Origin of the sequence: Streptomyces sp. NPDC052301 (assembly GCF_044593395.1) — a bacterium.
GTDB lineage: Bacteria > Actinomycetota > Actinomycetes > Streptomycetales > Streptomycetaceae > Streptomyces.
The window spans coordinates 149,361-161,053 of record NZ_JBIUBE010000013.1 but is presented as its reverse complement, the minus strand read 5'-3'; the positions used below and the strand labels follow the sequence as shown (position 1 = coordinate 161,053).

At 71.9% G+C, this 11,693-nt stretch carries 6 protein-coding genes; 3 read left to right on the top strand and 3 right to left on the bottom strand.

Going from position 1 to position 11,693, the window contains the following annotated elements; translation table 11 throughout:
* Window positions 1-115 precede the first annotated feature (115 nt).
* Window positions 116-1,612 (top strand): glycine betaine/L-proline transporter ProP, encoded by a 1,497-nt coding sequence (proP, locus tag ACIHEJ_RS31085; protein ID WP_400140415.1) that lies wholly within the window; start codon window positions 116-118, stop codon window positions 1,610-1,612.
* A gap of 27 nt (window positions 1,613-1,639) precedes the next feature.
* Here proP and nrfD read toward each other — a convergent pair whose 3' ends face one another.
* Window positions 1,640-2,653, bottom strand: coding sequence for an NrfD/PsrC family molybdoenzyme membrane anchor subunit (gene nrfD, locus ACIHEJ_RS31080; RefSeq protein WP_400140414.1), 1,014 nt, complete (start codon window positions 2,651-2,653; stop codon window positions 1,640-1,642).
* Between the two features lie 28 nt (window positions 2,654-2,681).
* Complete coding sequence (locus ACIHEJ_RS31075; protein ID WP_400140478.1) at window positions 2,682-3,701, bottom strand: 4Fe-4S dicluster domain-containing protein; 1,020 nt, start codon at window positions 3,699-3,701, stop codon at window positions 2,682-2,684.
* Window positions 3,702-4,273: 572 nt separating this feature from the next.
* Between ACIHEJ_RS31075 and ACIHEJ_RS31070 the strand changes: the two genes are divergently transcribed.
* Window positions 4,274-8,536 (top strand): HAMP domain-containing protein, encoded by a 4,263-nt coding sequence (locus ACIHEJ_RS31070; RefSeq protein WP_400140413.1) that lies wholly within the window; start codon window positions 4,274-4,276, stop codon window positions 8,534-8,536.
* A gap of 49 nt (window positions 8,537-8,585) precedes the next feature.
* Window positions 8,586-11,009: a SpoIIE family protein phosphatase gene (locus tag ACIHEJ_RS31065; protein ID WP_400140412.1), complete on the top strand. Its 2,424-nt coding sequence runs from the start codon at window positions 8,586-8,588 to the stop codon at window positions 11,007-11,009.
* Here ACIHEJ_RS31065 and ACIHEJ_RS31060 read toward each other — a convergent pair.
* A complete protein-coding gene (locus ACIHEJ_RS31060; protein ID WP_400140411.1) occupies window positions 11,002-11,463 on the bottom strand; it encodes an ATP-binding protein in 462 nt (153 codons plus the stop codon). The genes ACIHEJ_RS31065 and ACIHEJ_RS31060 overlap by 8 nt on opposite strands.
* Window positions 11,464-11,693 lie beyond the last annotated feature (230 nt).

The window sequence follows — 11,693 nt, the reverse complement described above, 5'->3', positions numbered from 1 at the left end:
CCACGCCCCCGTCACACACCGGAGTCAACAGAATGCCGCGCGTACTGATCCGTTTGGGGTCGCCAGATCTGCGCAGGCGTTGGCTGGAAAGACGTACGGCGAAAGGACCACCGTGATGGCGGCGACCGACGGCGACGAGTCGGTGAACCCCGCGGCCGTGAAGCGGCACCGGGTGCTGTTCCGCGCGATCGAGAAGCGACGCCACCCGAGGCTGCGCCGCAGCGACATCACCGTCACCGACGAGGCCGCGGTCAAACGCGCGACGAAGGCCGCCGCCCTCGGCAACGCGATGGAGTGGTACGACTTCGGTATCTACAGCTACCTGGCCGCCACCCTCGGCAAGGTCTTCTTCCCCTCGGGGAACGACACCGCCCAGCTGCTCGGCTCGTTCGCGACCTTCGCGGTGGCCTTCCTGGTGCGTCCCCTCGGCGGAATGGTCTTCGGGCCGCTCGGCGACAAACTGGGCCGCAAGCGCATCCTCTCCATCACCATGATCATGATGGCGGTGGGCACCTTCGCCATCGGTCTCATCCCGTCGCACGCGGTCATCGGCCTCTGGGCCCCGGCCCTGCTGATCCTCTTCCGGCTGGTGCAGGGGTTCTCGACCGGCGGTGAGTACGGGGGCGCCTCGACCTTCATCGCCGAGTACGCGCCCGACAAGCGGCGCGGCTTCTTCGGAAGCTTCCTGGAGTTCGGCACGCTCGCCGGGTATGTGGGGGCCTCCGGCCTCGTCGTCGTCCTCACCGGCGTCCTCGGCGACGACCAGATGCTGGCGTGGGGCTGGCGCATCCCCTTCCTGGTCGCGGCCCCGCTCGGCTTCATCGGCCTCTACCTGCGGCTCAAGCTGGACGAGACGCCCGCCTTCCAGAAGCTGGAGGGCGGTCAGGTCAAGGCCGGCGAGGCCGCCGACGCCGTGGAGACCTCGGCCGCCGCCGATCTCGGGAAGATCTTCACCCGCTACTGGCGACCGCTGCTGCTGTGCCTCGCCCTCGTCGCGGCGTACAACATCACCGACTACATGCTGCTCTCGTACATGCCGACGTACCTGTCCGACGAACTCGGCTACGGCACCAACCACGGGCTGCTGATCCTGCTCCTCGTGATGGTCCTCCAGATGTGCGTCATCAACCAGGTCGGACGCCTCTCCGACCGCTTCGGACGCAAACCGCTGCTGATGACGGGCATGCTCGGTTTCCTGTTCCTGTCCGTGCCGTCCTTCCTGCTGATCGGGCAGGGCAGCGTCGCCCTCATCACCCTGGGCCTGCTGTTGATGGGGCTCTCCCTGGTGGCGCTGCTCGGCACGATGTCCGCGGCGCTCCCGGCGATCTTCCCCACCCACGTCCGTTACGGCTCGCTGTCGGTCTCCTACAACCTCGCCACCTCGGTCTTCGGCGGCACGACCCCCCTCGTGATCACCGCCCTGATCGGCGTCTTCGGCACCAACCTCATGCCCGCCTACTACGCCACGGCCGCGGCCGTCGTCGGCGTCGTCGCCGTGCTGTGCATGAGGGAGACCGCCAACGCACCGCTGGCCGGCTCCCCGCCCTGTGTGGAGACGGAGGAAGAGGCCGCCGAACTCGTGCAGGTGCAGTCCCCGCGCCCCAGGTCCTGACGGAACGGGCCGGCGGGGCCGGGTACATCAACTCCCGCGCGCCTCGAGCCGCTCCCGCTGGGGTACGACGGTGTACTTCGGGTCCTCGGCGGAGGCGACCCCCGCGTGGAAGACACCGAAGCGCAACGCCGCCGACCCGGTGAGCAGGGCCGCTCCGGCGGCCAGGGCGAGGCGACGGTCCCGGTCGGCGAACACGGCGAGACACGCGCCGCCCGCCGTCAGCACCTCCGACACACGGAGCAGCAGGTGCGGCCTGCCCTGCTCGAAGGGTTCGGCGGACAGGCCCATCCGCCGCTTCATCAGCCGGAACGCGCCCAGCTCCAAACCGGCGCCCAGCACCGCCAGCCGGCGGGCCGGGCCCGCCTCGGCGGCCGGGGCGGCGGCCAGGGCCAGTCCGGAGGCCGCGGTGGCCGCCGAGCCGGCGAAGACGAACGGCAGCTCCCGGTAGCCCTCGTGCCAGGACGGCACCGCCGTGTCCGACAGCAGCACCGCGGTGTACGTCGTCACGGCCGGGCCGAGCACCGCGGAGGCCAGCGTCGCGGCCGAGCCCAGCAGCCGGTACCGGCCCGCCACCTCGGTGACGGCGGCGGTCAGCGCCAGCGGCGCGTACCCCGCCAGCAGCCACGAGCCCACGCTCATCGGAGAGGTCGGCTTCAGGACCCGGAGCATGTTCAGGAAGCGGGCGGGCCGGCCGAGGTCATGGACGAGCGCCGCCAGCGAGAGGGAAATGGCCCCGGCGGCGCCCAGCTTCGCCGGCGCCGCGAGCCACGGCCGGCCGGTGAGCTGCCCCCCGGCCGCCAGCAGCGAGGACGCCCCGGCCAGACCGCCGAGGTAGAGGTAACCGGCGATGTCCAGCGGCTTCCAGGTCGGCTTGTTGAGTACCGGCTTGCCGTAGTAGGACGAGAACTCCGCCGCCGGCACCATCGGCTGTTCGCCCCGCCCCCGCCGGTGCCTGCGACGGCCGGCGCGGGCGCCGGTCACCGCCTCCCGGCCGGGACGCGTGTCCCGCAGCCCGTGCCGGCCCACGTCCGATCCGTTCATCGCGGCCTCCTCGCCGAACCGCCCGGGCTCATCTCGGCCTCCGTACGAAGCTGCCGACGGCGAGGGCGGCCAGGGAGACCGCGGCCAGGGCCGCGTGCCGCCACATGTCGGGCAGGTCCCGGGTGGTGACCACCGGGTCCGGGGGCAGGCCGTACACCTCCGGCTCGTCCAGCAGCAGGAAGAACGCCCCGTCCCCGCCGACCCCGTCCTCCGGGCTCTCGCCGTACAGACGGGCGTCGGTCACCCCGGCCGTGTGCAACTGCGCCACCCGGGCCCGTGCCCGCTCCCGCAGTTCCTCCAGCGGGCCGAACTGGATGGAGTCCGTCGGGCAGGACTTGGCGCAGGCGGGCTCCATGCCGACGCCCAGGCGGTCGTAGCACAGGGTGCACTTCCACACCCGGCCGTCGTCCTTGCGCTGGTCGATCACGCCGTAGGGGCAGGCGGGCACGCAGTACCCGCAGCCGTTGCAGACGTCCTCCTGGACGACGACCGTGCCGAACTCGGTGCGGAACAGCGCGCCGGTGGGGCACACGTCCAGGCAGGCCGCGTGGGTGCAGTGTTTGCACACGTCCGAGGCCATCAGCCAGCGCAACTCGGTGCGGCCGTCGGGGGAGAGGGGGGAGATCCGCCCGGCGGGAGCGCTCTCGGGGGCTCGACCGGGCGGGGGAGTGGTGGCACCGGGGCCGGGGGAGGTGGCGGCGTCGGTGCCGAGCCGGGATGCGGCGGCGAAGACGTCCACGTCGTCGTGCGCGACCCCGGGCTCCTGCCCGCCGAACGGCTTGCGCTGCTCGATGAAGGCCACGTGCCGCCAGGTGTCGGCGCCGAGGCCCTGCGTGTTGTCGTAGGACATGCCCGTCCACACGAGGCCGTCCTCCGGGACGGCGTTCCACTCCTTGCAGGCCACCTCGCACGCCTTGCAGCCGATGCACACGGAGGTGTCGGTGAAGAACCCCATGCGTGGCGGGGCGTCCGGATAGCCGGCGGCACCGGCCACGTCCGGCTGCGGGCCGTACAGCAGGTGTCCGCGGACCTCGTCGCCGTCGCTCATCGCGGTGCCTCCTCGCCCCACCGTCCGGTTGACCTCACGCGGCCGCCGGAACACCCCGGTGAGGAAGATCCGCAGCAGGCGCACGCCGGACCACGCTCCTCGGACACCGCCACTGCGTGATCGCCTTCCGCCCGGTGCGGGTTCCTCGCTCTCGCTGCTCTGTCTCGAGGGTGGCACGGGTGCCCCCGCTGCGCGCGCCCGAAACGACGGGGCCGACGGCGGGCCCGGCTACCAGGCCCGTTCGCCGGGGCCGGCGGGCGGCGCCCGGTGACCGGACGAGCGTCGCGGGACGGCACGAGAAGCCCCTTCCACAACCCCTGGCCAAACTGCTCCGGCTACCCGGTCGAACCACTCCCATGCCTGCCGCAGCAGAAGTTTTTCATGATCGTCGAAGGTTGGCCGATTGGTGTGCCCGCGACCGCGAAAGTGGGTTAACCTGCGGCGTATTTTCTCATCGTGCAGATCCGTGAACTGCGGAAACGCACACACCAATCGTCGGGTCAGGCCGTGTGCCCGGCAGTGGTTCCGAGCCCTCCGCACGGGGGCTCCTGGGGAGTGGAACGAGGGTGCGCATGGCCGGCAAGACGGCCGGGACGACGGACAAGATCCCGGAAGACCAGGAACTGAGGAGACTGCTCGCGGGACTGACCGCGGTGCGTGACGGAGACTTCGGCACCCGGTTGCCGGACGACTCCCCCGGACTCATGGGCGACATCGCCACCGTCTTCAACGGCATGGTCGACCAGTTGTCCGTCTTCACCTCGGAAGTGACCCGGGTGGCCCGCGAGGTGGGCACGGAGGGCACGCTCGGCGGCCAGGCGCGGGTGCCCGGGGTGTCGGGAACCTGGGCCGACCTGACCGACTCCGTCAACGCGATGGCGGGCAACCTCACCACACAGGTCCGTGACATCGCCCAGGTCGCCACCGCCGTGGCCAAGGGCGACCTGTCCCAGAAGATCGACGTTCCGGCGCGCGGCGAGATCCTTCAGCTGAAGGAGACCGTCAACACGATGGTCGACCAGCTCTCCGCGTTCGCGGACGAGGTCACCCGGGTCGCCCGCGAGGTCGGCACCGAGGGCCGCCTGGGGGGTCAGGCGCAGGTGCCCGGTGTCGCCGGTGTGTGGCGGGACCTGACGGACTCGGTCAACTTCATGGCCGGGAACCTGACGGCGCAGGTGCGCAACGTCGCCCAGGTGACGACGGCGGTGGCGCAGGGCGATCTGTCGCAGAAGATCACCGTGGACGCGCGCGGGGAGATCCTGGAGCTGAAGAGCACCATCAACACGATGGTGGACCAGCTCTCGGCGTTCGCGGACGAGGTCACCCGGGTCGCGCGCGAGGTCGGTACCGAGGGCCGCCTGGGGGGTCAGGCGGACGTCAAGGGCGTGAAGGGCACCTGGCGGGACCTGACGGACTCGGTCAACTTCATGGCCGGGAACCTGACGGCGCAGGTGCGCAACGTCGCCCAGGTGGCCACCGCGGTGGCGGAGGGCGATCTGTCGCAGAAGATCACCGTGGACGCACGGGGCGAGATCCTGGAGCTGAAGAGCACCATCAACACGATGGTGGACCAGCTCTCCGGCTTCGCGGACGAGGTCACCCGCGTGGCCCGCGAGGTGGGCACCGAGGGCCGGCTCGGCGGCCAGGCGCAGGTACGGGGGGTCGCCGGCACCTGGAAGGACCTCACCGACAACGTCAACGTGATGGCCTCCAACCTCACCGGCCAGGTCCGCTCCATCGCCCAGGTCGCCACCGCCGTGGCCAAGGGCGACCTCTCGCAGAAGATCACGGTCGAGGCCAAGGGCGAGGTCGCCGCCCTCGCCGACGTCATCAACACCATGGTCGACACGCTCTCGGCCTTCGCCGACGAGGTCACCCGCGTGGCCCGCGAGGTGGGCACGGAGGGCCGGCTCGGCGGCCAGGCGCACGTACCCAACGTGGCCGGCACCTGGAAGGACCTCACCGACAACGTCAACTCCATGGCCAACAACCTCACCGGCCAGGTGCGCAACATCGCGCTGGTGACCACCGCCGTGGCCAAGGGCGACCTGTCCAAGAAGATCGACGTCGACGCGCGCGGCGAGATCCTCGAACTGAAGACGACGATCAACACGATGGTGGACCAGCTCTCCGCGTTCGCCGACGAGGTCACCCGCGTGGCCCGTGAGGTGGGCACCGAGGGCCGGCTCGGCGGCCAGGCGGAGGTCGAGGGTGTCTCCGGCACCTGGAAGCGGCTCACCGAGAACGTCAACGAACTCGCCGGCAACCTGACCCGGCAGGTCCGCGCCATCGCCGACGTGGCCAGCGCGGTCGCCGAGGGCGACCTGACCCGGTCGATCACCGTCGACGCCTCCGGCGAGGTCGCCGACCTCAAGGACAACATCAACTCCATGGTGGGGTCCCTGCGCGAGACCACCCGGGCCAACCAGGAACAGGACTGGCTGAAGACCAACCTCGCCCGGATCTCCGGCCTCATGCAGGGCCACCGCGACCTGCCCGTCGTCGCCGAACTGATCATGGACGAGCTGGTGCCCCAGGTCTCCGCCCAGTACGGCGCCTTCTACCTGGCGGAGGACGGCCCGTCCGGACCCGAGCTCCGGCTCGTCGGCTCCTACGGCCGGCCCGAGGAGGACACCCGGCCCTCCCGTATCGCGTTCGGCCGCTCCCTGGTCGGCCAGGCCGCGCGCAGCCGCCGTACCATCGCCGTGGACGAGCTGCCGCCGGGGTACGTCACCATCTCCTCCGGGCTCGGACAGATCGAGCCCACTGCGCTGTTGCTGCTGCCGATCGTCTTCGAGGACCAGGTCCTCGGCGTCATCGAGCTGGCCTCCGTCACCCCGTACACCCCGATCCAGCGGGACTTCCTGCAGCAGCTCGTGGACACCATCGGGGTGAACGTCAACACGATCGTGGCCAACGCCCGTACCGACGAACTCCTCCAGGAGTCGCAGCGCCTGACCAGCGAACTGCAGTCCCGCTCGGCCGAGTTGCAGGCCCGGCAGGAGGAGCTGCAGAGCTCCAACGCCGAACTGGAGGAGAAGGCCTCGCTGCTCGCCGAGCAGAACCGCGACATCGAGGCGAAGAACCTGCAGATCGAGCAGGCCAGGCAGGAACTGGAGGCGCGCGCGCAGCAGCTGTCGCTCGCCTCCAAGTACAAGTCCGAGTTCCTTGCCAACATGAGCCACGAGCTGCGCACCCCGCTCAACAGCCTGCTCATCCTCGCCCAGCTGCTGGCCCAGAACCCCTCCCGCAACCTCACCCCGAAGCAGGTCGAGTACGCGGGCATCATCCACTCGGCCGGCTCGGACCTGCTCCAGCTGATCAACGACATCCTGGACCTGTCCAAGGTCGAGGCCGGAAAGATGGACGTCACGCCCGAGCGGGTCACGTTGCGCCAGCTCATCGAGTACGTCGAGGCCACGTTCCGGCCGATGACCTCGCAGAAGAGCCTGGACTTCACCGTCGCCACGGCCCCCGGCGCCCCCGCCGACCTGCTCACCGACGACTCCCGGCTCCGGCAGATCCTGCGCAACCTGCTCTCCAACGCGGTGAAGTTCACCGAACAGGGCGGTGTCGAACTGCGTGTCGAACCCGCCGCCGACGACGAGGTGCCCCGCGGCGTGGTCCGGGGCGGGGCGGTCGTCGCCTTCCGGGTCAGGGACACCGGGATCGGCATCCCGGAACAGCAACTGGAGACCATCTTCGGCGCCTTCCAGCAGGCGGACGGCACCACCAGCCGCAAGTACGGCGGCACCGGGCTCGGGCTGTCCATCACCCGGGAGATCGCCCAGCTGCTCGGCGGTGCCGTCACCGTGGACAGCACCCCCGGCAGGGGCAGCACCTTCACCCTCTTCCTGCCCGTCGCCCGGCCGGACTTCGAGGAACACCTGCGCACCGGGCGCGTCACCCCCCGGGCGGCCGAGCTGGAACAGGGCGACACCGCCGACGGGCCCGACCGCCCCGAGGGCGTCCTGCTCCTCACCGCCGAACGCCAGCGCGCCCGCCGCCTGCTCGTCGTGGAGGAGCGCCCGCGCGGCCTGCTGACGCTCGTTGCCGAGAGCGTGGTCAGGGACCTCGCGCAGGCGCAGGCCGACAGTGTCGGCGCGCCGGTGGACATCATCACCGCCGTCGGCGCCCAGGAGGCGGCCGGTGCGCTCGCCGCCGAACCCTGCCACTGTGTCGTCGTCGAACTGGGTGAGCCGGACGGGGAGTCGGCCCGGTTCCTCGAGGCGCTGCGCGGCGACTCCGCCCTGGCGAGCGTCCCGGTGCTGGTGCACAGCTCCCACCGCGCCGAGCACGCCACGGAGGAGCCGGGGGGTGCGCTGGAGCACCTCTCCAGCCTGGACGAGCTGCGCGAGCGGATCGCCCTGCACCTGGCGGCCGAGGAGCCCGGCGAGGTGCTCACCCTGGTCCGCAGCGACGAACCGCAGCGCACGGTGGCGTATGAGGGCGACGAGCCCACCCGCGGCCGTACCGTCCTCGTGGTGGACGACGACGCCCGCAACCTGTTCGCGCTCAGCGGCATCCTCGAACTGCACGGCTTCCGCGTCCTGCACGCGGAGAACGGCCGCAAGGGCATCGAGACGCTGGTCGACAACCCGGACGTCGAACTGGTCCTGATGGACGTGATGATGCCGGAGATGGATGGGTACACGGCCACGGCGGAGATCCGCAGGATGCCCCAGTACGCCGACCTGCCGGTCATCGCCGTGACCGCCAAGGCGATGCAGGGCGACCGGGAGAAGAGCCTCGCCTCCGGGGCCAGTGACTACGTGACGAAACCGGTGGACACCCATGACCTCATCGCCTGCGTCCGGCGCTGGCTCCCCGCATGAGCACCCCCCGGCGAGCCCGTCCGACCGCAGGCCGAGAGGTACGGAACCGGTGAACATCCACGAACCCCCAGCCGAATCGCCCGCCCCCACCGGGGTGCCCGCCCGGCGGCAGCCGGCGGAAGCCGTGGCGGCCGACGCGCCGGCCACCTCCCCGGTGGGCCGGCTCGCCGCCACCGTCGAGCGGCTGCGCGGGGAGGTGCGCACCGCACAGGCGGAGGCCGAGGGCCGAGCGCTGATCGAGCTGGCCAAGGGCATCCTGGTCGAGCGGCTCGGCTGCGGTCCCGCGCAGGCCGCACGCCAGCTCGCCGCGCTCACCGAGCAGGCGCAGGTGACGCCACTGGAGTTCGCGGTGGAGGTCATCAACCAGGCGGCCCGGGACCGCGTCTCCGAGGTCACCGAGGCGTTCCTGGCCGCTGCCGCAGACCCGGCGGGCTCCGTCGAGGAGTCCGCGGCCGTACGGCTGCGGGTGGCCGAGAGCGGGGTCCTCGCCGCACACGACACCCAGGCCATGGCCGACTCGCTGCTCGAACACGCCCTGCGGCCCCTGGGCGCCGTGGCCGTGGCCATCTGGGCGGCCGGATCGGACGGTTCGCTCACCCTCGCGGGCAGCGCCGGTTTCCCGGCCGTCGAGGCGGCCCGCTGGCACTACGTCCCGCCGGACGTGGCCACGGTGGCCCGGCGCGGCCTGACCGAGCCCGACGGCCAGTGGCTGTCCTCGCTCTCCGCCTCCGGGCTGCCCACGATCGGCCGGCGGGACCTCGCCGACGGGGCACGGATCGCCGTACCCGCCGGTGCGGGCGGCCGGATCCACGGCGTGCTGGAGATCGCCTGGCCGAAGCCGGAGGAGCCGTTGCCGCGGCCGGTGGCCCGGCAGGTGGAGGCCCTCGCCGAGCTGTGCGCGCACAGCCTGGAGACGTTCGTGCTGCCCGCCGCCGGGGCCCAGGAGCCCCGGGTGCTGCCCGACGTCGTGGAGCTGATGGACCTGGCGGACGGGCTGCACGACCCGGCGCTGGTGCTGCTGCCGCACCTCGACGACGCCGGGCAGCTGGTCGACTTCCGGATCCAGCACGTCAACAGCCGGTTCCTCGACCCGGCGGGCCGGCCGCGGGCCGTCATCAACGGCGCCCTGCTGCTGGAGGCCTACCCGCTGGCCGCCGGCACCAGCGATCTCTTCCAGCGGGTGGAACGCGTCCACGCCACCGGCGAACCGTTCCGCGCCCACCGGATGCGGCTGACCGCCCTGGTCGACCAGGTGGCCCTCGCGGCCGTCGCCGACATCAGCATCAGCCGCCATGGCGCCGGCGTCCTGCTGATCTGGCGCATCGAGGACGAAACGGCACGCCTGGCCAGTCTGCTCCAGAACGCCCAGCGGCTCGGCCGCATCGGCGGCTTCGAGGAGAACCTGCTGACAGGCGAGATCACCTGGAACGGGCAGCTGTTCAGCCTGTACGGTCACCCGCCCACCAGCCCCCCGGTGGCCCTGGAGGAGCTGCCCGCGCACGCCCACCCGGACGACGCCGTCGCCATCGGCCGCTTCCTGCGGACCGTGCTGCACCACCGCAGGCCCGCGTCCGCGGCGTTCCGGCTGCTGCGGCCGGACGGCGTGACCCGGCACATGCGGGTGGTCGCCGAACCGGTCCTCGACACCGACGGCCAGCTGATCCTCGTCCGCGGCGCCTACCAGGACATCTCCGCCCAGCACTGGACGGAGGTCGCCCTCGCCGCCACCCGTGACCAGCTGGCCCACACCGAGCAGCAGGCCGACGAGCGCAACCGGCTGGCCCTGCAGCTCCAGCACGCCATCATGCCGCCGGCGCAGGCCCCGCTGGAGGTGCCCGGCCTCCAGGTGGCGGTGCGCTACCGGCCCGCCGAGACCGAGCAGCTCGTCGGCGGTGACTGGTACGACGCCGTCGTGCTGCCTTCCGGGGTGGTGCTGCTGTGCGTCGGCGATGTCGCCGGGCACGGGATCGAGGCGGCGACCAGCATGGTCGTCCTGCGCAACGCGCTGCGCGGCCTGGCCGTGACCGGCGCCGGACCGGCGCAGCTGCTGTCCTGGCTGAACATCGTCGCCCACCATCTGACGGGGGCCGTCACCGCGACCGCCGTGTGCGGTCTGTACGACGGCGAGCGGCGCACCTTGCGCTGGGCGCGGGCCGGGCATCTGCCACCGGTGCTGGTGCGGGAGGCGGAGGCGTCCGCCCTGCCGACCCTCAAGGGGCTGCTGCTGGGCGCTCTGCCGGACGCGGTGTACGAGGAGACGGAGGTGCAACTCGCCGTGGGAGACACCCTGTTGATGTACACCGACGGTCTGATCGAGCGCCGGGACCGCTCCGTGGAGGAGTCGCTGTCCCATCTGCTGGAAACGGCCCGTACCGCGCCGAGCGTCCTGGACCAGCAACTGGACCGGCTGCTCACCTACAGCCGGTCGGACACCGACGACGACACCTGCATCGTGGGCATCCGGGTCAGTTGAGCCCTCGGCCGGCGTTCTCGCCGGTCAGCGGCACCGTGGCGGTGACCCGCTTGCCGTGCGGCAGCGAGATCACCTCCAGACCGCGGGTGAGTATCGACACGAGATGCAGCCCGTGGCCACCGACCCGCCCCGGATCGGGAGGCCGCCGCCGGGGCGGCCGGGCGGAGGTGTCGGTGACGGTGACGCGCAGCCCCGCGGCGCCCGGCAGCAGCTCCAGCAGCAGCGCGCACGGGCCGGGGGCGTGCTGGGCCGCGTTGGTGACGAGTTCGCTGACGACGAGCTGGGCGTCCTGCACCGAGCGCCCATTCGGTGCGGGACGGGCTCGGGAGAGCAGGGCGGCGACGGCGTCTCGCGCGTCGGCGATGCTGGTCACACCGGTGTGCCAGGTGCGGCTGTAGCGCAGCTGCCCGGGGCGGGCCTGCGTCGTCGCGTGCGTCCTGAGCGGGATGTCCATACCTCGTTGCCCTTTTCCTCCGGGGGTCGGGGTCCCTCGCTGTGCAGGGGCTCCGCGCGCCTACGGGGTCGTCATGCCGTCCCTGCCCGGCTACCCGCTGACCCCTCGATCAAGGGGACGCTCACCGGGATTCCTCCGGTTGCCCACGAGCCCCTGATGAGAGGTGGCCGCCCGCGGTACGGCCCGCTGACGGGCGTACGGCCCGCTGGCACAACGGGTCCGGGAAATCC

Coding starts and splice junctions, on each gene's coding strand:
- proP (WP_400140415.1), top strand. CDS start 116: ATGGCGGCGACCGACGGCGACGAGTCGGTGAACCCCGCGGCCGTGAAG.
- nrfD (WP_400140414.1), bottom strand. CDS start 2,653: ATGAACGGATCGGACGTGGGCCGGCACGGGCTGCGGGACACGCGTCCC.
- ACIHEJ_RS31075 (WP_400140478.1), bottom strand. CDS start 3,701: ATGAGCGACGGCGACGAGGTCCGCGGACACCTGCTGTACGGCCCGCAG.
- ACIHEJ_RS31070 (WP_400140413.1), top strand. CDS start 4,274: ATGGCCGGCAAGACGGCCGGGACGACGGACAAGATCCCGGAAGACCAG.
- ACIHEJ_RS31060 (WP_400140411.1), bottom strand. CDS start 11,463: ATGGACATCCCGCTCAGGACGCACGCGACGACGCAGGCCCGCCCCGGG.